Annotated in this window: 19 protein-coding genes and 2 pseudogenes; 12 read left to right on the top strand and 9 right to left on the bottom strand. The window is 71.2% G+C overall.

Annotated features, from left to right (window positions below; genetic code table 11):
* Positions 1 to 49 precede the first annotated feature (49 nt).
* On the bottom strand, positions 50 to 841 hold the full coding sequence (locus KUM44_RS35610; RefSeq protein ID WP_217213889.1) for a L,D-transpeptidase family protein: 792 nt from the start codon (positions 839 to 841) through the stop codon (positions 50 to 52).
* A 200-nt stretch (positions 842 to 1,041) separates the two neighbouring features.
* Here KUM44_RS35610 and KUM44_RS35605 point away from each other — a divergent pair, with 200 nt between their 5' ends.
* The 4 genes from KUM44_RS35605 (at position 1,042) to KUM44_RS35590 (ending at position 6,122) form a co-directional block, all read left to right on the top strand.
* Positions 1,042 to 2,835 carry an ABC transporter ATP-binding protein gene (locus KUM44_RS35605; RefSeq protein ID WP_217213888.1) on the top strand — a complete coding sequence of 598 codons (1,794 nt, stop codon included), beginning with the start codon at positions 1,042 to 1,044 and terminating at the stop codon, positions 2,833 to 2,835.
* The gene (locus KUM44_RS35600; RefSeq protein ID WP_217213887.1) at positions 2,832 to 4,619 is read left to right on the top strand and encodes an ABC transporter ATP-binding protein; all 1,788 of its coding nucleotides are present in this window, start codon (positions 2,832 to 2,834) and stop codon (positions 4,617 to 4,619) included. Before KUM44_RS35605 ends, KUM44_RS35600 begins: the two co-directional genes overlap by 4 nt.
* 648 nt (positions 4,620 to 5,267) lie before the next feature.
* Positions 5,268 to 5,738: a DUF5709 domain-containing protein gene (locus KUM44_RS35595; RefSeq protein ID WP_217213886.1), complete on the top strand. Its 471-nt coding sequence runs from the start codon at positions 5,268 to 5,270 to the stop codon at positions 5,736 to 5,738.
* 123 nt (positions 5,739 to 5,861) lie between these two features.
* Positions 5,862 to 6,122: a type B 50S ribosomal protein L31 gene (locus KUM44_RS35590; protein ID WP_217213885.1), complete on the top strand. Its 261-nt coding sequence runs from the start codon at positions 5,862 to 5,864 to the stop codon at positions 6,120 to 6,122.
* Positions 6,123 to 6,289: 167 nt separating this feature from the next.
* On the opposite strand, the gene KUM44_RS35585 is transcribed toward KUM44_RS35590, so the two are convergent.
* Entirely contained in the window at positions 6,290 to 7,084 is a 795-nt protein-coding gene (locus KUM44_RS35585) for a metal-dependent hydrolase (protein ID WP_217213884.1), read from the bottom strand.
* 145 nt (positions 7,085 to 7,229) lie between these two features.
* Here KUM44_RS35585 and KUM44_RS35580 point away from each other — a divergent pair, with 145 nt between their 5' ends.
* Together KUM44_RS35580 and KUM44_RS35575 are read left to right on the top strand one after the other, a co-directional pair.
* The gene (locus KUM44_RS35580; RefSeq protein ID WP_217213883.1) at positions 7,230 to 9,743 is read left to right on the top strand and encodes a DEAD/DEAH box helicase; all 2,514 of its coding nucleotides are present in this window, start codon (positions 7,230 to 7,232) and stop codon (positions 9,741 to 9,743) included.
* A gap of 28 nt (positions 9,744 to 9,771) precedes the next feature.
* Positions 9,772 to 10,641: an acyl-CoA thioesterase II gene (locus tag KUM44_RS35575; RefSeq protein WP_217213882.1), complete on the top strand. Its 870-nt coding sequence runs from the start codon at positions 9,772 to 9,774 to the stop codon at positions 10,639 to 10,641.
* On the opposite strand, the gene KUM44_RS35570 is transcribed toward KUM44_RS35575, so the two are convergent.
* Together KUM44_RS35570 and KUM44_RS35565 are read right to left on the bottom strand one after the other, a co-directional pair.
* The gene (locus KUM44_RS35570) at positions 10,628 to 11,593 is read right to left on the bottom strand and encodes a DUF6397 family protein (protein ID WP_217213939.1); all 966 of its coding nucleotides are present in this window, start codon (positions 11,591 to 11,593) and stop codon (positions 10,628 to 10,630) included. The two genes, KUM44_RS35575 and KUM44_RS35570, sit on opposite strands and share 14 nt — an antisense overlap.
* A gap of 123 nt (positions 11,594 to 11,716) precedes the next feature.
* Positions 11,717 to 12,130 (bottom strand): roadblock/LC7 domain-containing protein, encoded by a 414-nt coding sequence (locus tag KUM44_RS35565; protein WP_217213881.1) that lies wholly within the window; start codon positions 12,128 to 12,130, stop codon positions 11,717 to 11,719.
* A 96-nt stretch (positions 12,131 to 12,226) separates the two neighbouring features.
* Between KUM44_RS35565 and KUM44_RS35560 the strand changes: the two genes are divergently transcribed.
* A complete protein-coding gene (locus KUM44_RS35560) occupies positions 12,227 to 12,655 on the top strand; it encodes a PPOX class F420-dependent oxidoreductase (RefSeq protein ID WP_217213880.1) in 429 nt (142 codons plus the stop codon).
* An 18-nt stretch (positions 12,656 to 12,673) separates the two neighbouring features.
* On the opposite strand, the gene KUM44_RS35555 is transcribed toward KUM44_RS35560, so the two are convergent.
* The 5 genes from KUM44_RS35555 to KUM44_RS35535 all read right to left on the bottom strand — a co-directional run bounded on the left by KUM44_RS35555 (position 12,674) and on the right by KUM44_RS35535 (position 17,665).
* The gene (locus KUM44_RS35555; protein WP_062725136.1) at positions 12,674 to 13,279 is read right to left on the bottom strand and encodes an ATP/GTP-binding protein; all 606 of its coding nucleotides are present in this window, start codon (positions 13,277 to 13,279) and stop codon (positions 12,674 to 12,676) included.
* 119 nt (positions 13,280 to 13,398) lie between these two features.
* Positions 13,399 to 13,812: a DUF742 domain-containing protein gene (locus tag KUM44_RS35550; RefSeq protein ID WP_217213879.1), complete on the bottom strand. Its 414-nt coding sequence runs from the start codon at positions 13,810 to 13,812 to the stop codon at positions 13,399 to 13,401.
* Positions 13,813 to 13,834: 22 nt separating this feature from the next.
* A complete protein-coding gene (locus KUM44_RS35545; protein ID WP_374202109.1) occupies positions 13,835 to 14,308 on the bottom strand; it encodes a roadblock/LC7 domain-containing protein in 474 nt (157 codons plus the stop codon).
* Entirely contained in the window at positions 14,305 to 16,827 is a 2,523-nt protein-coding gene (locus tag KUM44_RS35540; RefSeq protein WP_217213878.1) for a nitrate- and nitrite sensing domain-containing protein, read from the bottom strand. Before KUM44_RS35540 ends, KUM44_RS35545 begins: the two co-directional genes overlap by 4 nt.
* A 64-nt stretch (positions 16,828 to 16,891) precedes the next feature.
* A complete protein-coding gene (locus KUM44_RS35535; protein WP_217213877.1) occupies positions 16,892 to 17,665 on the bottom strand; it encodes an MHYT domain-containing protein in 774 nt (257 codons plus the stop codon).
* A gap of 143 nt (positions 17,666 to 17,808) precedes the next feature.
* Here KUM44_RS35535 and KUM44_RS35530 point away from each other — a divergent pair, with 143 nt between their 5' ends.
* The 5 genes and pseudogenes from KUM44_RS35530 (at position 17,809) to KUM44_RS35515 (ending at position 21,563) form a co-directional block, all read left to right on the top strand.
* Entirely contained in the window at positions 17,809 to 18,417 is a 609-nt protein-coding gene (locus tag KUM44_RS35530) for a class I SAM-dependent methyltransferase (RefSeq protein ID WP_217213876.1), read from the top strand.
* A gap of 38 nt (positions 18,418 to 18,455) precedes the next feature.
* Positions 18,456 to 18,548: pseudogene (locus KUM44_RS46210) on the top strand (PadR family transcriptional regulator); the annotation flags it as partial.
* Between the two features lie 114 nt (positions 18,549 to 18,662).
* Entirely contained in the window at positions 18,663 to 18,977 is a 315-nt protein-coding gene (locus KUM44_RS35525; protein ID WP_217213875.1) for a hypothetical protein, read from the top strand.
* A gap of 135 nt (positions 18,978 to 19,112) precedes the next feature.
* Positions 19,113 to 19,988, top strand: a complete 876-nt coding sequence (locus KUM44_RS35520; RefSeq protein ID WP_217213874.1) for a hypothetical protein — start codon at positions 19,113 to 19,115, stop codon at positions 19,986 to 19,988.
* Positions 19,989 to 20,169: 181 nt separating this feature from the next.
* Positions 20,170 to 21,563: pseudogene (locus tag KUM44_RS35515) on the top strand (tannase/feruloyl esterase family alpha/beta hydrolase).
* Position 21,564: the final 1 nt, after the last annotated feature.

The raw sequence follows: 21,564 nt of genomic DNA, 5'->3' as shown, positions 1-21,564 counted from the left end.
CCGGTGTTCTACGGGGAGTCGGGCCATCGCGGCAATGAGGCCTCCCGCGTCAGCGCGAGCGTTTCAGGTCGGCCCTGTCCCCCATCACCACCACAGGATGCCGATCCGGATCGAGCGTGCGCAGCAGATACGCCATCGCCGATTCGGACAGGCTGACGCAGGCCGAGGTGCCACTGCCGTGGTCCATGTGCAGCCAGATGCCACCGCCCTTGCTTTCGCCCTCGGGCCGGGTGGGGTCGTGGGGCGGGGTGCCCTTGACGCGGTTGTAGTCGATGGCGATGACGTAGTCGAAGTCGTGCCAGTACGACTTCGCCCACCAGCGCGGCGCGGCGAAGGCGGCGGAGCGCGTGTACGGCAGCTTCGCCCCGGGATCCCTGAGTACACCGCCCGCGTCGCTGAGCGTGAACACGCCCACAGGGCTGCGGTTGTCGCCCTCGTGGTGGCTGGTGGTCCAACCCTTCTTGCCGTTGTGCGCGGGCCAGCTGCGGACGCGGTCCCAGGTGGAGCCATGTCTGGTGTAGAGCACGACCGTTGCGGTCGAGGCGTTCTTGCTGTCGCCGTAGACCGCCACGACCTGGCGGGAGTCCGCGGGAATGCGCCGCTGCCATCGGTCGCCGATGCCCGGAATGCGCGTCGGATCCATGGTGGCGGCCGGGCCCGTGCGGGCGCCCTTGCCGACGTCCGCGCCGCTGCCGGGCGCCGCGCCGCCGCAGGCGGTCAGGGTCACCAGAGCGGTCAAGGTCGTCAGGGCCGCCAGGAGGGATCCATGGGCCGGCCTCGCGTCCGTCGCACGCCGTACTCCGCACGCTCCGCGTCCACCGCGCACTCCGCCGTTCCGCATCGGTCCATGGTGGCACCCCGCGTGGCGCGGCAGCCGGATCTGTACGGCGCCGTGGAAAACCGTTTGCGTCCGGCCACGCTGCGACGCGAACCTGTCACGGTTTGCTGCTGCCGTGCGCCGCACCGTTCCGCGCATCGGTACCCGACTCACACCCCGTCCTCCTCCCTGATCCCCCCACTGACACGAGCCACTGGGACGTCATGCAGATTCAAGACCTTCCGTATCCCGATCCAGGTGTGCCGGACGCACGCTCGGGTCCCCGATTCCTGTGGTGGCTCTTCAGGAACCAGGTGGGCGGACAGCTCAAGGCCCTGGCCTGGGGGCTGCTGCACTTCCTGTCCGTTTCCGCGCTGCCGTTCTGTGTCGGCGTGGCCGTGCAGGCCGTCGTCGACCGTTCCGGTGCACAACTCGCCCTCGCGGGCGGGCTCCTGATCCTGTGCTGCATCGGGAACGCGCTCGGCGACACCTTTCTGCACCGCACCGCCATCACCAACTGGATCACCGCCGCCGCCCGCGTCCAGCAGGTGCTGGCCCGCAAGACCGCGCAGTTGGGCTCGGCGCTGACCCGGCGTGTCGCGGCCGGTGAGGTCGTGGCCGTCTCCACGGGTGACGTCGAGAAGATCGGCTGGTTCGTCGAGGCCTGGTCACGGTTCACGGCGGCGGCGGTCACCCTGGTGGTGGTCTGCGGCGGCCTGGTCGTCTACCAGCCCGCGCTCGGTGTGATCGTCGCCGTCGGCCTGCCCGTCCTGGCGATCGCCGTGCTGCCCCTGCTGCCCCCGGCGACCCGACGGGCCGACCTCCAGCGCGAGAAGGCGGGCCGTGCCACCGAGCTGGCCTCCGACACCGTCGCCGGACTGCGCGTCCTGCGCGGCATCGGCGGCGAGGAACTCTTCCTCGGCCGCTACCGCCGCGCCTCCCAGGAGGTACGCCACGCCGCCGTGCGCAGCGCCCGGATGTGGTCCCTGATCTCGGCGATCCAGGTGCTGCTGCCGGGACTGCTGCTGATCGCGGTCGTCTGGTACGGCGTCCACCTGGCCCGCCAGGGCCGCGTCACCGTCGGCGAGCTCGTCACCGTCTACAGCTCGATCATGATCCTCACCTATCCGCTCCGGCACTTCGAAGAGATCGCGATGGCGTACTCCTTCTCCCGGCCCTCGGCGCGCCGAGCCGCGCGCGTGCTGTCGCTGGAGCGGGCCACCGACACCACCGGGACGCGCGAAGGGTCCGAGCTGCCCGCCGGAGATCTGTACGACCCGGCCACGGGTCTGCTCGCACCCGCCGGCCGGCTCACCGCCGTGGTCTGCGGTGACCCGGACGCGGCGGGGCGGCTGGCCGAACGGCTGGGCGGACACCCCTCGGAAGGGGGCGCTACCTCGGTGCTCCTCGGCGGCGTCCCGCTCGACGAGCTGCCGCTCGACAACGCCCGTACGGCCGTCCTCGTACAGGACAAGGACCCGGTGCTCCTCTCCGGCACCCTGCGTGAACTTCTCGACGTGCCCAGGTCCGGCGACGTCGGTGCCGAGGCGGCGCTGGCGGCCGCGCAGTGCGCGGACGTCCTGGCCGCACTGGTCCAGGGGTCGATCGACGCCGACGACCCGTTGGACGCCCGCATCACCGAACGCGGCCGGTCCCTGTCCGGCGGCCAGCGCCAGCGTCTCGCGCTCGCCCGGTCGCTGGTCACGGACCCGGAGGTGCTCGTCCTCGACGAGCCGACGTCGGCCGTCGACTCGCACACGGAGGCCCGGATCGCCGAGGGCGTACGGGACCTGCGGGCGGGGCGCACGACGGTGGTGTTCACCTCCTCGCCCCTGCTCCTGGACCGCGCCGACCGCGTCGTGCTCGTCCATGAGGGCGAGGTCACGGCGGTCGGTGCGCACCGCGAACTGGTGCACACCGAGCCGCGGTACCGGGCCGTGGTGACCCGGGAGACCGACGACGAGGCCGCCCTCAACCACGGTGTCAAGGAACTGCAAGAGATCGAGGAGTCAGCATGATCGGCGTCGCGCCCCCGGCGTACGACCCGGCGGCCCCGACGACGGCGAACACCCTGCCGGTCGGCGCCCCCGCGACCGTACGCGCCTACGTGGTCGAGTTGTTCCGTCGGCACCGCCGTGCCTTCCTCCTCCTCATCACCGTCAACACGGCCGCCGTGGTGGCCTCGATGGCGGGACCCTGGCTGCTGGGCGGCCTGGTGGAGCGGGTGTCGGACGGCGTCGGCGACCGGGAGCTCCATCTGGAACTCACCGTCGGACTGTTCGTGACCGCTCTCGTCGTGCAGGCCGTGTTCGTACGGCAGGTCCGGCTGCGCGGCGCGATGCTCGGCGAGCGGATGCTGGCCGATCTGCGCGAGGACTTCCTCATCCGCTCGGTCGGGCTGCCGCCCGGTGTCCTGGAACGGGCCGGGACCGGCGACCTGCTCTCCCGGATCACGACGGACATCGACCGGCTGGCCAACGCGATGCGCGAGGCAGTGCCCCAGCTGGCGATCGGCGTGGTGTGGGTGATCCTGCTGCTCGGCGGGCTCGTCGTCACCGCACCGCCGCTGGCCGCCGCTGTGCTGCTGGCCGTGCCGCTGCTGGTGATCGGCTGCCGCTGGTACTTCAAGCGGGCGCCTTCCGCCTACCGCTCGGAGACGGCCGGGTACGCCGCCGTGGCCGCCGCGCTCGCCGAGACCGTGGACGCCGGGCACACCGTCGAGGCCCACCGCCTCGGCGAGCGCCGCGTCGAACTGTCGGAGCGGCGGATCAAGGAGTGGACGGCCTGGGAGCGCTACACGCTCTGGCTGCGGTCGGTGCTCTTCCCGTTCATCAACGTCACCCATGTGATGATCCTCGCCTCGGTCCTGATCGTCGGCGGTGTGTTCGTCCTCCAGGGCTGGATCGGGGTCGGTCAGCTGACGACCGGTGCCCTCATCGCGCAGATGCTGGTCGACCCGGTGGGGCTGATCCTGCGCTGGTACGACGAGCTCCAGGTGGCCCAGGTGTCGCTGGCCCGGCTGGTCGGGGTCCGGGACATCGAGCCGGACGCCGGAGACTCCGGGCTGGCGCCCGACGGCCGTGACGTGCACGCCGACCAGGTGCACTTCGGCTACTTGGAGGGCGTGGACGTGCTGCGCAAGGTCTCCCTGGAGGTCGCCCCCGGCACCCGTCTGGCGCTGGTCGGCCCCTCGGGCGCCGGCAAGTCGACCCTGGGCAGGCTGCTGGCCGGCATCTACGCGCCCCGGGACGGCCGGATCACCCTCGGTGGTGCCGAACTGTCCCGGATGACCGCAGAACGGGTCCGCTCGCACGTGGCCCTGGTCAACCAGGAGCACCACGTCTTCGTGGGCTCCCTGCGCGACAACCTCCTGCTGGCCCGCACCGACGCGACCGACGCCGAGCTGTGGGCGGCGCTGGGCGCGGTCGACGCGGACGACTGGGCCCGTGCGCTCGACGACAGCCTGGACACCGAGGTCGGCTCGGGCGGGTTCGCCCTCACCCCGGCCCAGGCCCAGCAGATCGCGCTGGCCCGCCTGGTCCTGGCCGACCCGCACACGCTGGTCCTGGACGAGGCGACCTCGCTCCTCGACCCCCGCGCCGCCCGCCACCTGGAACGATCCCTGGCCCGTGTCCTCGACGGCCGCACCGTCGTCGCCATCGCCCACCGCCTCCACACCGCCCACGACGCGGACGTCATCGCCGTTGTCGAGAACGGCCGGATCAGCGAGCTGGGCAGCCACGACGAGCTGGTCAGGGCGGAGGGGGCTTACGCGGCGCTGTGGCGGTCGTGGCACGGGTGAGTGGGGCCGGCAGGGCGCGGGGCCGGGGGCGCCGGGAGCCTCGGCCGACGCCGACGGAAGCGACGGAAGCGACGGAAGCGACGGAAGCACCGTCGGGCAGGACCGGGACCCTCCTAGGCCGTGGGCGCAGGCGGGAGAGAACGAGGCCGTCTCGGCCGTGAGCACGGTCGCCCCAGGGCGGGAGCACCGTGCCGACCACGGCCCGGAACGCGGGTCGGTGCACAGCGGCGCTTGCTGCCGCAGCCGCGCAGCCCGCGACGCACGGCTGTCGGCGATCGGTGCGGAGGGGGACCCGATGGGGTGCGCGGGTGGGCCCGGCCGGCGGGGCCCGGTGCGATGGGCTGGCTGGAGCGGCTCAGTGCGATGGGCCGGATCGAGCGGCTCGCCCGCCGTCACCCACGGGTCGGGCTCGCCCGGCTCCCGGCCCGGAGATCCCGAGCCCTCGCCGCCGCCCCCTGCTCTCGTACCGGAGGGCACCCGTGCCGTTGCGCAGGGGCGAAAAGGGGTGGAAGGCTGGATAGCGGCACCGGTTCGGGGAGCACCCGGGAACCACGCGTTTCGCGCCGGGTGCGGCCTGTGCCCCGCGCAGTGGCGGCCCGCCGCCGACCGCGGTGAGTTCGGGCCCGTCCCCACCACCTGGAGGTACCCGTGAACAGCGCCGACGGATGGGGTGACGACGTCTACCAGCCCGACGCATCCGATCAACGTGAGGACACAGGGTTGCTCGACGCGGAGGACACTCTGGAGAACGACGGCGTCGACGACCCGTTGGACCGGGGCTGGTCCCCTCCGGACAGGCCGCTGGCGGTGGAGCACAGTGGTGTCACGGCCGCCGAGCGCCATCAGGGCGAGACACTCGACCAGCGGCTCGCCGAAGAGCAGCCCGACCTCGTCGCCCCCGACGGCGACGGTCTCGGCGACGCCGACGGCACCGACGGGGAACTCCTCGACAACGAGGTCGGCGCCCTGCGCTCCGGCCGCCTCGTGGCACCCGACGAAGGCGCCCACGAGGACGAGGAGAGCGCCCTTGTCGCGACGGACGTGGGCATCGACGGTGCGGCGGCGTCCGCCGAGGAGGCCGCCATGCACATCGTCGACGAGGACGCCCTGTACGGCTGACCGTCGCGATCCCGGTACGGCTGATGCCCGCGGCCCCTGTGCCGCAGTCCCCGCGCCTTCGGCGTCATGCCGTCGGCCCCTGCCGACGGCTGCCATCGAGGCCACCGCACCCGAGGAGCTCGCATGCAGCAGGACAAGCACCCCGATTACCACGCGGTCGTCTTCCGCGACCGTGCCGCCGGCTACGCCTTCCTGACCCGGTCCACCGCGACCAGCGACCAGACCATCGAGTGGGACGACGGCGAGACCTACCCGGTCGTGGACGTCGAGATCTCCTCGGAGAGCCACCCCTTCCACACCGGCAAGGCACGAACGGTGGACTCCGAGGGCCGCATCGCGGCCTTCGAACGGCGCTACGGCGGCGAGGCGGGCCAGGGCGGCTGATCCGCGAAGCGGACCGGAGCCCCCTGGCGCCGCCCCGCCACGGGGTGCCGCGGGCGGATCACCGGCGTGCGACTCGCGGGAGTGCAACTCGCGGGAGTGCGGATCAGGGGCACGAGGAACACGGGAGTGCGCATCCCTCGCGCGGCCATGTGGCAGCCCCCACGCGCTCAGATCACGTTGAGCGCCGCGGCGCAGCCCACTCCGCCCAGCACCATGAACACCGGCATCAGCACCTTGAGCTCGACCCAGCTGCCCGCCCGGAACCGCATGGCCTTGGGCGGGCCCAGGGGGTACCAGCGCTTGCGGCCCACCGGGATCGGCCACAGGATCGGGCAGCCGGACACCGTCAGCGCGTCCCCGATGTCGTGCACCAGCGCACCCAGCACGATGGGCAGACCCAGCCACAGGTACTCCTGGCCCGGCGCCGTGAACAGCCAGTCCGAACCGTTGCCCGGCTTGTCCAGGACGCCGGCCAGGATCCACGAGCTGGTCGCGGCCAGCAGCCACACCAGGACATCGGCACTGGCGCCGCGGGTCGCACGCCACAGCAGGCCCTCGATGGCCAGCACCAGGTGCGCGAAGAGGATCGCGAGCACGGCCCAGCGGCCGCCGGTGATCGCCAGGACGGAGGCGCCCCCGCCGATCATGACCGCCCACACCCAGGTGTGCGTGAGCGTGCGGTGTCCACCGGAGCGACGCGGGTCGCCCTGCTTCTTGGTGGCCTTGTAGACGGCGTACGACAGTTTGTCGACGATCTCGCACAGCCAGCGCGACAGCGGTCCGAAGGCGCGCGAGATGGTGGCCGCCTTGTGATCGAGGTCCGGGGCGAGGGCGGCCCCGGCGCAGATCAGCGCCCCGGCGAGGAGGACCGGCCAGGGCATTCCGTGCCCGGCAGCGGCCGTCGCCGCTCCGACGCCGAGCCAGGCGGCAGCGCCCGACAGTGAGTGTGCTGGTCCCATCATCGCCGTTGCCCGCCCCATTTCTCGTGTACCGCTGTCCAGTTGACCGGGTTCGCTGACCTGTAGTCGGCGACACAGCGTAGCGTTCGCGATCTTCGTGCTCGCAGCCGATTCCCCTGTGAGGGAGGAGGGCGGGCAAGATGGGTGGGTGACCCTCATCGATCAGCTGCCGCCGAACGCCGACCCCGACGCCCTCTACGAAGCCTTCGAGTCGTGGGCCGAGGAGCGCGGTCTGACTCTCTACCCGCACCAGGAGGAGGCGCTGATCGAGGCGGTTTCCGGCGCGAACGTGATCGTGTCGACGCCCACCGGCTCCGGCAAGAGCATGATCGCCGCGGGTGCCCACTTCGCCGCGCTGGCCCGTGACGAGGTCACCTTCTACACGGCTCCGATCAAGGCGCTGGTCTCGGAGAAGTTCTTCGAGCTGTGCAAGATCTTCGGTACCGAGAACGTCGGCATGCTGACCGGTGACGCGTCCGTCAACGCCGACGCCCCCGTCATCTGCTGTACTGCCGAGGTGCTCGCGTCGATCGCGCTGCGCGACGGCAAGGACGCGGACGTCGGCCAGGTCGTCATGGACGAGTTCCACTTCTACGCGGAGGGGGACCGGGGCTGGGCCTGGCAGATCCCGATCCTGGAGCTGCCGCAGGCGCAGTTCATCCTGATGTCGGCCACGCTCGGCGACGTCTCGATGTTCGAGGAGGACCTCACCCGGCGCACTGGTCGCCCCACGACGGTGGTCCGCTCGGCCACCCGCCCCGTGCCCCTGTCCTACGAGTACAAACTCACCCCGCTCACCGAGACGCTGACCGAACTGCTGGAAACCAAGCAGGCGCCGGTCTACATCGTGCACTTCACACAGGCGCAGGCCGTGGAGCGGGCACAGGCGCTGATGAGCATCAATATGTGCTCGCGTGAGGAGAAGGACCAGATCGCCGAGCTGATCGGCAACTTCCGCTTCACCACCAAGTTCGGCCGCAACCTCTCCCGTTACGTTCGGCACGGCATCGGCGTCCATCACGCCGGCATGCTGCCGAAGTACCGGCGGCTGGTGGAGAAGCTCGCGCAGGCCGGTCTGCTGAAGGTCATCTGCGGCACGGACACACTGGGCGTGGGCGTCAACGTCCCCATCCGCACAGTGCTGTTCACCGCCCTGACCAAGTACGACGGCAACCGCGTCCGTACGCTGCGCGCCCGCGAGTTCCACCAGATCGCCGGTCGCGCCGGGCGGGCGGGCTTCGACACGGCGGGCTTCGTCGTCGCCCAGGCGCCCGAGCATGTCATCGAGAACGAGAAGGCGCTCGCCAAGGCCGGCGACGATCCGAAGAAGCGTCGCAAGGTCGTCCGCAAGAAGGCGCCCGAGGGCTTCGTCGCATGGACGGAGAACACCTTCGAGAAGCTCATCGCCTCCGAACCGGAGCCGTTGACCTCCCGTTTCCGGGTGACGCACACCATGCTGCTGTCGGTGATCGCCCGGCCCGGTAACGCCTTCGATGCGATGCGGCACCTGCTGGAGGACAACCACGAGCCGCGCAAGCAGCAGTTGCGGCACATCCGGCGCGCCATCGCCATCTACCGCTCGCTGCTGGACGGCGGCATCGTCGAGAAGCTCGACGAGCCGGACGCCACGGGTCGCGTCGTCCGCCTCACCGTCGACCTTCAGCAGGACTTCGCCCTCAACCAGCCGCTGTCGACCTTCGCGCTGGCCGCGTTCGAGCTGCTGGACCCGGAGTCGCCGTCCTACGCCCTGGACATGGTGTCCGTCGTCGAGTCCACCCTGGACGACCCCCGGCAGATCCTCGTCGCCCAGTTGAACAAGGCGAAGGGCGAGGCCGTCGCCGCGATGAAGGCGGACGGTGTCGAGTACGAGGAGCGCATGGAGCGTCTCCAGGACATCAGCTACCCGAAGCCCCTGGAAGAGCTGCTCTTCCACGCGTACAACACGTACCGCAAGAGCCACCCTTGGGTCGGCGACCACCCCCTGTCGCCGAAGTCCGTCATCCGGGACATGTACGAACGGGCCATGTCCTTCACGGAGTTGGTGTCCTTCTACGAACTGGCCCGCACCGAGGGCATCGTGCTGCGCTACCTCGCCGGCGCCTACAAGACCCTCGACCACAACATCCCGGACGACCTCAAGTCCGAGGACCTCCAGGACCTGATCGAGTGGCTCGGCGAGATGGTGCGCCAGGTCGACTCCAGTCTTCTCGACGAGTGGGAACAGCTCGCCAACCCGGAGGAGATGACCGCTGAGGAGGCCCAGGAGAAGGCCGACGAGGTCAAGCCCGTCACCACGAACGCGCGCGCCTTCCGCGTCCTCGTCCGCAACGCCATGTTCCGCCGCGTCGAACTCGCCGCTCTCGACCAGGTCGAGGAGCTCGGCGAGATGGACGCCGAGGCCGGCTGGGACGCCGACGCCTGGGGCGAGGCGATGGACAAGTACTGGGACGAGTACGAGGACCTCGGCACCGGCCCCGACGCCCGCGGCCCGAAGCTGCTCGTGATCGAGGAGGAACCGGCGAACCGTCTGTGGCGGGTCCGTCAGATCTTCGACGATCCCAACGGCGACCATGACTGGGGCATCAGCGCGGAGATCGACCTCACCGCCTCCGACGCGGAGGGCCGCGCCGTGGTCCGCGTCACCGACGTAGGCCAGCTGTGAGCGTTGTGAGCACAGGAGAATCTCACCCATGACGACGAATCCGGCCGAGAGGCTCGTCGACCTGCTCGACCTGGAGCAGATCGAGGTCAACATCTTCCGTGGCCGCAGCCCGCAGGAGTCCCTGCAACGGGTCTTCGGCGGCCAGGTGGCAGGCCAGGCACTGGTCGCCGCCGCGCGCACCACCGACGGCGACCGCCCTGTGCACTCCTTGCACGCGTACTTCCTGCGCCCGGGGCGGCCGGGTGTGCCGATCGTGTACCAGGTCGAACGGGTGCGGGACGGCAGGTCGTTCACGACCCGTCGGGTCACCGCGGTGCAGCAGGGCCGCACGATCTTCAATCTCACCGCCTCCTTTCACAAGCCTGAACAGGGGAGCTTCGAGCATCAGCTGCCGCCGGCCCGCAAGGTCCCGGACCCGGAGTCGCTGCCGACGGTCACCGACGAGATCCGGGAGCATCTGGGCACGCTGCCGGAGCAGTTGGAACGGATGGCCCGGCGCCAGCCCTTCGACATCCGCTATGTCGACCGGCTGCGCTGGACCGAAGAGGAGGTCAAGGACGCCGAACCGCGCAGCGCGGTGTGGATGCGCGCGGTCGGACCGCTGGGCGACGACCCGGTCGTGCACACCTGCGCGCTGACCTACGCCAGCGATATGACGCTCCTGGACGCGGTCCGCATCCCCGTCGAACCGCTGTGGGGCCCACGTAGCTTCGACATCGCGTCGCTTGACCACGCCATGTGGTTCCACCGGCCCTTCCGCGCGGACGAGTGGTTTCTGTACGACCAGGAGTCACCGATCGCGACCGGGGGACGTGGTCTTGCCCGTGGGCGGATCTATGACCTGGAGGGACGACTGCTGGTGTCCGTCGTCCAGGAGGGTCTGTTCAGGTCGTTGTAGCCCGGCGGCCTCTGCGACGGAACCGGCTCAGCAAGCCGCGTGGCGGTTGCGGCTCATCGGGCCGTCCCGGCTGCTCGGTCCGTTCCCGCTGCTCGGGCCATTCCGGCTGCTTGGGCCCCGGCGATCCGACGTGCGCTGGATGCGTGGACGTCGGGGCCCGTTTCGCCGTGGGCCGCGGGGCGGGCCGCCTCTCGCGTGCCTCCTCCAGAACCGCCGCCAGGTCGGCCCGCAGCAGGCTGATCTCGTCCGGGGCGTCCGCCGTCATGATCCGCTCGGCGATCAGCGAGGCGGGCGAACCCGGCGCACCGGAGTCCGGTGGCCCTGGCCGGAAGCGGTTCAGGTGGGAGCGTTCGTAGGGGTCGGGGACGATCTCCGCGATCTGGACGGGATCGAGGAAGGCGGCCAGGGCGCCGGCACTCTCCCACGGGTCTTCGGCCAGTCGCAGCAGGAATCCCCGATGGCGTCCACGCCAGTTGCGCGGACGCAGATCCAGGCCGGCGTCGAGCAGACCGCGCGGCCCTTCGGGCATGCGGCGGGCGTTCAGCAGAGGGGCGTCCTTCTCGTCGGCGACGAACTGCTTCAGTTCTTCGGCGAGATACAGCCAGACCACGGCTCGGTAGCGGTTGAGATACCACTTCACCGGCACCACCAGGCCCAGGCGTGCGAGGCGCGTGAACCTGCCGGCGGGTACGCCCATGACGTCCGCGCCCTCCGTCGTACCCACCACCTGTACGCGGTGCTGCAACGACTCGGGAAACCCCTCCCCCGTACGCACACGCTCGATCTCGGTCCGTGGGACGCGCCTGCCTCCGCCTCCTTCGTCAGGCACGGTCCGGATCAGTCCGAGGTGGACGGCGAGGTCCAACTCGCCTCGTTTCAGTCCCAGTTCCCGGGCCGCGCGGCTCGGCGTGAGGGACAGACGGTGCGGTGTCGTGATGGTGTCGGACATGATCGGTCTCCCCCGTGGAGTCGGTGGCTCACGCTCTGTGCGTTCGCCGTGACAAAACCGTAGCCGCTGCGCCGGATCTCGTGGCGGGCCTGTGGATAACTCCACGGGGGATGACGAACCAGCAGGTCAGAGGTCTGTGGCCGGTTTCCGTTCGGGCTGTCGGGCGTCCACGTCGAGGTGCTCGCCGACCCGGTTGACGAGCAGGGTCATCTCGTAGGCGATCTGGCCGATGTCGGCTTCCGCCGCGCTGAGCACGCACAGACAGCTGCCGGTGCCCGCCGCGGTCACGAACAGCACGGCGTCGTCGAACTCGACCATCGTCTGGCGGACTCTCCCCGCGCCGAAGTGCCGTCCCGAGCCCTTGGCCAGGCTGTGCAGTCCGGACGAGACCGCGGCGAGGTGCTCTGCGTCCTCGCGTCGCAGTCCCGTGCTCGCGCCCGTCACCAGACCGTCGTTGGACAGCACCAATGCGTGCCGCACATGCTCTACGCGTTCTGTCAGGTCGTCCAGGAGCCAGCCAAGTCCCTGGTTCTGCGCCATGATCCGGTCTCCCCGTGTAGATGTCTCCCCCTGCGCCGGAGGATCTCTTCGCCACCCTTCCCGACGATCCGGCCCATGGGCAAGGAGGATGGGGGCATGGCGCAGAAGATGACCGATGAGGAATGGCGGGCGTTCGTCTCGCAGGGCACCCGCACCGCGAAACTCGCGACCGTGCGGGCCGACGGGAGTCCCCATGTGACGCCGATCTGGTTCGTGCTCGACGGGCACGACTTGGTGTTCAACACCGGCAAGTCGAGCGTGAAGGGCCGGAATCTGGCCCGGGACGGCCGGGTGGCGTTGTGCGTGGACGACGACCGGCCGCCGTACGACTTCGTGGTGTTGCGGGGGCGGGCCGTGCTTTCGGAGGATCTTGCCGAGTTGAGGCACTGGGCCGGTCGCATCGGGGCGCGTTACATGGGCGAGGAGCGCGCGGAGGAGTTCGGGGCGCGTAACGGTGTGCCGGGTGAACTCCTCGTCCGCGTCACGATCGACAAGGTGCTGGCGGAGAAGGGCGTCGCCGAGTGACAGCGGGCCGAACGCCGGTCAGCCCACGGAGTCCAGCAGCCGGGCGGTGTGCATGCGCCCGGCGTACTCGACGAGTCGGATCAGTACCTCCTTGCCCGAGTCGCGGTCCCGGGCGTCGCACAGCACGACCGGTGTCCCCTGGTCGAGGTCGAGGGCGCGCGAGACATCCTGGGCGCCGTACGTCCGTGCGCCCGCGAAGCAGTTGACGGCCACGACGAACGGGATGTGCCGGTGCTCGAAGTAGTCCACCGCCGGGAAGCAGTCCTCCAGGCGCCGGGTGTCCGCGAGGACCACGGCGCCCAGCGCTCCCTGCGAGAGCTCGTCCCACAGGAACCAGAACCGGTCCTGGCCGGGGGTGCCGAAGAGGTAGAGGGACAGGCCGGAGCGGATGGTGATGCGCCCGAAGTCCATGGCGACCGTCGTGGTGACCTTCTGGTCCACGCCGTCGGTGTCGTCCACCAACTGCCCTGCTTCGCTGAGCAGTTCCTCGGTGCGCAGCGGCCTGATCTCGCTGACCGCGCCCACCAGGGTGGTCTTGCCGACGCCGAATCCGCCGGCGACAAGTATCTTCAACGCCAGCGCGGCGGTCTCGCCGTCGGAGGCGTCGGGGTGCTCGGAGACCATCGATCACTTCTCTCGGGAGTACCGGCATCGGTCGACGTCACGGTGCGAAGTCAGCATCATGACAACTGCGGCTTCCGTTCGTGGGGTTGGACCGCTTTTGGCTGGTTCTGAAAGGACGTCTACAGCGCCCGCAATCCTTCGATCACCTCGCGCAGAATCCGTTCGTCAGGAAGCTGCGCGGGCGGTACCGGACGGCTGACGGTGACGCAGCCCAGTTCCAGGAGGTCACCGAGGAGCACCCTGACGACCCCTACGGGCAGATCGGCACCCGCGGCGAGTTCCGCGACCGACTGTGTCTCGGGTCGGCACAGTTCGATGAGGGCCCGGTGCTCCGGCCCGAGCGCGGTGTCGTCGTCGGCGCCGGGTGCGGCGGCGTCGAGCGTGACAAGGGCGATCAGGTCGAACCGGACCCCGGCGGGACCGGGTCGGGTGCGTCCGCCCGTCATGGCGTACGGGCGGACGAGGGGCCCGGCCTCGTTGTCGTACCACTGGCTGCCCGGCTCACGCGGGGCGTCCGTCGTGTCCTCGGTCATCTGCGCGGCCCGCCCATCCGGCTCATCCCGCGGCGGGCGGGCGCGCGGTGGCGCGCGGGGCCGTGCGGAGGTGCTCGCCGACGCGCTTGACCAGCCGTGCCATCTCGTACGCCACCAGTCCGATGTCGGCGGTGACGGCGGTGAGGACGGCCAGGCATGAGCCGTCGCCGGCGGCCGCCACGAACAGGAAGGCGTCGTCCATCTCCACCATGGTCTGCCGCACGCCGCCGGCGCCGAAGTGCCGGCCCGCGCCCTTGGCCAGGCTGTGGAAGCCGGAGGCGACCGCCGCGAGGTGCTCGGCGTCCTCGCGGCGCAGGTCCGTCGAGGCGCCGACGGCGAGCCCGTCGTTGGACAGAACGACGGCGTGCCGGACCTCGCTCACCCGTAGCACCAGGTCGTCCAGCAGCCAGTCGAGTTCACCGGACCTCCCCCACTCTCGGCTTCCTTCGAGCGGGGGGACCCCCATGCCGGTCCTCATGCTCGGATCCTGGATCATGCGAGGTCTCCTTCGCTGCCGTCGCTGTGCTCTGCGGAATCGGGTGTGTCACCGCGGCCGGGCTGCCTGCCGCCGCCGCGCGCCCAGCCGTCGCGGTAGGCCGCCATGCGGTCCCTGACGAGGTCGGGGGTGCGCCGGTCGTCGTCGCGGGTGGTGGCCGTCGCCGGCTGTTCGTCGTGGCGCCCCTCGCGCAGTTGGGGGGCGAGACTCGCCTGGCGTACGCGGCGCGGGAGGTCGTCGGAGGCTTCGGAGTCGTCCGGGGGGCGATGCAGTCGCAAGGTGGTGACTCCGGGGGGTGGGTTGTCCGTTCGGGGCTCCGCGGCGGCCGGGGCGGAAGCCACCAGCGCGGGCCGGTCGGCGACGGCGTGGACGGGCTCCTGGTGCCGGTCGGCGACGGGCACGCGCGCGTACTCGCGTTCGGCGGGCCGTCCGGCGTCCGTCCTCTGCTCGCGGGAACGTTCCGCCGTGGCGTTGTGCAGCAGGGCCGTGGGCAGCAGGACGACCGCGGTGGTGCCCCCGTAGGGCGAGGCGCGCAGGTGCAGCTTGATGCCGTGCCGGGACGCGAGCCTGCTGACGACGAACAGGCCGAGCCGGTCGCTGTCGAACAGGTCGAGCGCCTCGGACTGCTCGATGCGCCGGTTGGCCTCGGTGAGCGCCTCCTTGCCCATGCCGAGGCCGCGGTCCTCGACCTCGACGGCGTAGCCGTTGCCGACCGGCTCGCCGGTGACGCGCACGCGCGTGTGCGGCGGTGAGAACTGGGCGGCGTTCTCGATGATCTCGGCCAGGAGGTGGGTGAGGTCGGCGACGGCCGCTCCGATGACGGACGTCTCGGGGAGCTGCCGTACCTCCACGCGCGCGTAGTCCTCGACTTCGGAGACAGCCGCGCGGACCACGTCGGTCAGGGAGACCGGCATCCGCCAGGCCCGCCCGGGCGCCGCCCCGGAGAGGATGATCAGGCTCTCGGCGTGGCGGCGCATGCGCGTGGTGAGGTGGTCGAGCCGGAACAGGTCGCTCAGTTCGTTCGGGTCGTCGGAGCGTCGCTCCATGCTGTCCAGCAGGCTCAGTTGGCGGTGTACGAGGACCTGGCTGCGGCGAGCGAGGTTGACGAAGACGCCGGAGATGCCACTGGCGAGCTCGGCTCGCTCCACGGCGGCACGAAGGGCGGCCCGGTGGACCGTGCCCAGGGCCTCGCCGACCTGACCGGTCTCGTCCTCGGCCGGCGGTCCGGCCGGTGCCTCGGCCTCGACGTCGATCTCCTCACCGGCGCGCAGTTTGCGCATGGCCTCGGGAAGTTTGCGCCGGGCGATCTCCAGGGCGCTGTTGCGCAGACTGACCAGCTCGACGACCAGGCCGCGGCCGATGCGTACGGAGATCACCAGTGAGGCGGCGACGGCGGCGAGGCCGAAGAGGACGGCGGCCCCGGCCGGGGTGAGCAGCCCACGGGTGAACGGATCGGCGCGGTCCGCGACATCGCGCCCGGCGTCCTGCTCGATCGTCCGCATCGCGTCCTGCACGCGTGCGTGTGCCTTGCTCCAGGTGGCTTCGGCCGCGGCGTCGATCGCCCGTGCGCCCGGTGCGGTGGCGAGGACCTTGTCCTCGACGGCGGTGACGGTCGCGTAGTCGCCGCCCCGGGCAAGGTTCTGCCAGGCCGCGCGTTCCGGGCCGCGCAGGTCGGCCACGGCGGAATCGGTGAGGGTACGGCGGGTGTCGACAGCCCCGGTGAACAGCCGCAGCCGCGCTCCGTCGAGACGCCCGGCGAGGCGTGCACTGTCCAGCACCACGTCCTCCTGGGCCAGCGCCTCGCCCGCGCGGGCGAACTCGAGCAGCACGCGCGCGTCGGAGCCGAGCTCGGCATCCTGGATGCCGGTGAGCGCACCGCCCACCGAGAACGCGCTCGCGATGGTCTTGGTGTACCGCCCGTACGCCTCGTCCCAGCCCGAGCGACGGTCGAGCACGGCGGTCCGTACGGTGCTCAGCCGCTCGGCACCGGTGACGAAGGCCTCCAGCCGACGGGCCACTCCGGCGGGGAGTTCCTCGCCGTCGGCGACGGTGTTGCGGTCGCCGAGCCGTAGCCGCGCCACCGCCTTGTCCGTGTACTCCGCGAGCTTCTTGTAGTCGTCGCTCGGTCCCGCGGACGGGTCGGTCGCGTAGCGCACCGCGGCCTCGCGTTCGGCTTGGATGGCGGCGACGGCGGCCGCGACAGGGGACCTGATCTCGGTGTCCACCCGCTGCAACTGACGGAGCCTGGAGACGTCCTGCGCGGTGCTGACGGTGGCGTAGGCCCACAGGGCCAGCAGCGAGACGACGGGCACCATCAGCAGGCAGACGATCTTGGCGCGGACGGTGCGCGGCCGCATGTGCCAGCGATCCGCGCGCGGGGGTGGGCCCTCGGGCGGCCCGCCCAGGGGCTCCTCGGGCCCTTCGTCGGCCGGCGGTCCGGCGTGGGCGCGGCGGCCGCGCACGAGCGGCTGGGACGGCGTCTGGGCGCCGACTGCGGTGGTCCTACGGGGTGTACGCATGGCCTCCTCGCTCGGAAGTGCTTCGGGGCGTGCTGTTCCGGGCCGTCGTCGGCCCGGACCGCCGCTAGCCGGCGACGCTCTCGACCGATCCCTGGGCCGACGCGGATGCCGCGCGCTCCCCCGTGGTGGGCGACAGCGCGACGAAGGCCGAGGTCAGGAAGAGGTAGGACCCGAGGCCGACGGCGAGGGGGAAGATGAACTGCATCGCCGTGGCCCCGGGCAGGACCGCGCCGGCCGGTGTGACGTCCACGCTCACGGCGAACATCCCGGTGTAGTGCATGCTGCTGACCGCCGCGCCCATGATCAGTGAGGCGATGGTGACGGCGACGGGCGACTTAATGTTGAGCGCAGCCCACAGGGCCGCCGTCGCCGCGACGATGGCGATCAGGACGGAGAGCCCTACGAGAGCGGGGTCGTAGGTGACGTCGCCGTGCAGTCGTACGGCGGCCATGCCCAGGTAGTGCATGCTCGCCACGCCGAGCCCGGTGGTGAGGCCGCCGAGGAAGAGCGCGCGGGTGCGGTCGCGGCTGTACCCGACGGCGAAGACGCCGCCGCAGACGACGGCCATGGCGACGAGGAGGCTCACGATGGTGAGCGGCACGTCGTAGCGGATGTCGGTGCCGGTGACGCTGAAGCCCAGCATGGCCACGAAGTGCATGGTCCAGATGCCGGTGCCGATCGCCGAGGCGGCGGTGATGAGCCAGTTGCGGCGCGACCGGCCGGTGGCGCCGAGCGCGCGGACGGTGCAGCGCAGCCCGAGCGCGGCGCCTATGCACGCCATCACGTACGACAGCACGGGGGTCAGCCAGCCGAGGGCGGCGTGGTCCAGGTGTCCCATGGACCCGGGACGCTAGTCGGGGCAGGGGCGCGCGAGGGGGGCGCAGTTCGAAAGCTGTTGGAATATGACACAGAGATGCAGCGGAACGATCGCGTCACGCTCGAACGTGTGCACAGCGGTGTCATCCGTGCCGGTGAGGGATCATGCGGAACATGAGCGACGACCACACGCATGTGCAGGAGTTCTTCACGGCCCGCGCCGCCGACTGGGACAGCAGGTTCCCCGACGACGGACCCGCCTTCGCGGCCGCGGTCGCCGTGCTCGGGCTGCGCCAGGGGGACCGCGTGCTCGACGCGGGCTGCGGCACGGGGCGCGCCCTGCCACCGCTGCGTGCCGCCGTGGGGCCCTCGGGGGTGGTTCTGGGTGCCGATCTGACCCCGGCCATGCTGGAGGCCGCCGTGCGGGCGGGGCGCGGCGCGCACGGGCAGTTGCTGCTCGCCGACGTGGCCGCGCTGCCCTTGCGGCCGGAATCGCTCGACGCCGTGTTCGCGTCCGGCCTCATCGCGCATCTGCCCGACCCGGCAGAGAACCTGCGGGAGTTGGCCCGCGTGGTGCGCCGCGGCGGCATGCTCGCGCTGTTCCACCCGATCGGCAGGGCGGCTCTCGCGGCACGCCAGGGCCGGCAGATCACGCCGGGTGATCTGCGGGCCGAACCCAATCTCCGGTCACTGCTGGCCGGTTCCGGATGGCGTATGACGTCGTACGTCGACGAGGACGACCGCTTCCTGGCGCTGGCCGTCCGGGATTCCTGACGTCTCAGCCCTGCACGGCGACGGCAGCCACGAAGGCGCCCTTCCGGCGCGGCCCGCTGACCATCGCGCGGGCCGCCTCGCGGGCCGAACTCACCTGGCTGTGTCAGACGATCACCTCACTCGACAGCTGACGGAAAGCGCTTCACAACGCCGTCCCCCTTCTGTCGCCGGGGCTCCAACTCTAGGTTGAACAGTGGAAGATGGAAGATCGGTCGGATCAGCCACACAGGGGGAAGGCGGTCACCATGTGGGACAGGGTGCGCAAGGCGAGGGCGAGACTCTTCCGTTCCCCTCACACGGAGGAGGACAGCAACCGGGAAGATCGCACGCACCAGGAGAAGCGCACGCACAATCTCTTCGAGGCCGCCGCCGTGTACGTGTCGGCCCGCGCGGAGGACGACCAGGATCAGATCGACGAGGCCTCCGGATGGGTCTCTCCGGAGGCGCTGTCGTTCGGGGTGAGCGAGCTGGCGTGCCGGGCCGTCATCGCGCTCGCCCGGGAGCGCGACGAGTCGCCGCAGACCGTCGCCCGGACCCTGCTCGGCCTACCGGCGGCCTGACACCGTGGACGTTCTCGGTCGATTCGCCCCGACCGGTCGGAAAGCTGCAGCTCGGGTGCGCCGGGGGGGTCGTGACAAGCGGCTTCCGGTCGCACTAGGGTGCGCGCCGATGGACGAACCGATGGGGAGGCTGGGATGGCCGGGACGGACGAGGAGGCCGTCGCCGCCGCGGACGATGCGCTCTATGTGCTCACGGCGGTGTTGCTGACGCCGGCGAAGTTCCCGAGCGTGCTGGGCGACGACTACCCGGAGGCCTGCGCGGCGCTCGGCCTCGCGCCGCTCGCCGACGGGTACGGCCTCGTCCTCGGCCAGGACGGCGACGGAGCCCGGTGGACGGTCGTCATCGACGACGTCTCCCTGGTCGCCGTCGCCATCGCGTCCTGGGACTGCGGCATGGAGTACGACCTGTCACCCGACGAACGTACGGTCGTCGCCGCGCTGCCAGGGTGGCCGCTGGCGGTCGCCGTCGCCGCCCCCAACGTGCCGGATCCGCACGATCCCGACCCGGAGGTCGTGGACGGTCCGCCGTTGGCGCCGCCGGACACGAGCGTGTGGGGGCCGGCCCAGCGGCGCCTGGGCGCCGACGAGATCGCCTTGCAGTGGGCGATCTGGCGCGAGCAGATCGGCGACACCGACTTCGCGACACCGGGCGGCGGGGCAGCAGACGCCGCCGAGGCAGCGGACGCGAGCGAGCAGGAAGGCGAAGGGGGCGAGAAGGGCGACGAGGGCGAGGCCCGGGGTGGCCACCCCGGCATCCGCCGGGTCCTCGCGGAGGCTCGCGCCTACGTGGACTCGCCGCCGCCCCTCGGCCGCGTCCGGTCCTCGTTCGCCCCGGGTGACGCGCGGACCCTGCGTGCGGACGGTCCCGGCTGGTCGCTCGTCGCCAGGACCGACGACATCGCGTTCGTACTCCTCGACGACGAGCCCGGCGAGGTCCTGCCGGTGGGTCGCGGGCCGGAGCTGCCCGGGCTGCTGGAGGCACTCGACAACATGGCCGTACGTCCCAGCTGAGCCACGCGCCGGACGGCACGGCAGCGGCCTGGACGGACCGGTCGGTGTTAGATGACCCCACCTCGCGATGGCGTTCCATGTGGTCCCGACCCATGGATGGCACGGAGCCAGGACCGCACCATGAGGCAGCCTTCACGGCTTCGCTCCCTCATGTGCCCGTCCCCGCTGTCAGGAGGCCGTCATGTGCCTGTCCCGAGGTGTTCCGTTCATCGCCGCCGTGCTGCTGGCCGGCGTCCTCAGCCGGCCGACTCCGGCAGCGGCCACGGCAGTTGACGAGCAGCAGTGCGCTCGGCAGGAAGGCGTAGGGGTGCCCGGCGCTGCCTTCCAGCAGAGTGCCTGCCTTGCGGATCTGACCACGGCCGGACTCGCCGGCACGCCCACACCGACATGGCCGACCAGGCAGGGCTGACGGCCCGGGGCACCCGGAACCCGGCCGGGGTGGCGGGGATGCAGATCGACGGTTACTTCCCGGACTCCTCCCACTTCAATGCCACTCACGGCTGGCGTCATGACGCACAGTTCGTGATCCGGTTGCCGGACCGATGGAACGGCCGACTGGTCGTCACCGGAGCCCCCGGCACCCGCAGGCAGTACGCGACGGACACGGCGATCTCCGACCAGGTACTCGCACTCGGTTACGCCTACGCCGCGACCGACAAGGGCAACAGCGGCGCCGACTTCTACCGCGACGGCAGGCGGCCCGGCGACGCGGTCGCCGAGTGGAACACGCGGACCACTCAGCTGACCCGAGCCGCCCGCAAAGCGGTGGCCCAGCGCTACGGGCACGCTCCCCGGCGTACGTACATGACGGGCATCTCCAACGGCGGCTATCTCACCCGCTGGCAGTTGGAGAACCACCCCGAGCTGTACGACGGCGGCGTGGACTGGGAGGGCGCACTGTGGACCACGAACGGCCCCAACCTGCTCACCTCCCTGCCCATGGCGGTCGCACGCATGCTCGGCTCCGCGCGGGACGAGGATCTGCACTCGGTCGGCTTCGCACGCGGCTCCGAATTTCTGTGGCCGTACCACGAGCAGGCCTACTGGGGAGTCACTCAGAAGACCTACCGCGCCGAGTTCGACCCCGCATACGACCCCGACTGCCCCGGCCCCTCCGCCGGGACCACGCCGGAGCGGATCCTGGCACCCTGCGCGTCCGATGCCTCGTACGACTACGCGTCGCGCCCGGCATCCGTCCGTCGCGCCGTGGCCCGCGTCGCACTGACCGGGCGCATCGGCAGGCCACTGCTCACGCTGCACGGCGATCTGGACACGCTGCTGCCCAAGGCGGCCGACTCGGACGTCTACGCGCGCATGGTCGACGCCGGCGGTCGCGGCCCGCTGCACCGCTATTACACGATCGCGGGCGGCACTCATGTCGACGGCCTGTACGACACCTACCCGGACAAGCTCCGGCCGATCCTGCCTTGCCACCGGTCGGCCTTCGACGCGCTGGTCTCATGGGTGGAGCTGGGCACCCGACCGCCCGCGGACCACACCGTCGGCAGGCCCGCGAGCGGCGACGTACTCAACTCCTGCCCGCTGTCCGTCCCGGCCAAGCGGCCGGCCAGGTGAG

The organism is Streptomyces sp. AC550_RSS872, from assembly GCF_019049285.1.
GTDB lineage: Bacteria > Actinomycetota > Actinomycetes > Streptomycetales > Streptomycetaceae > Streptomyces.
This window is presented reverse-complemented; position numbering and strand designations above follow the sequence as displayed.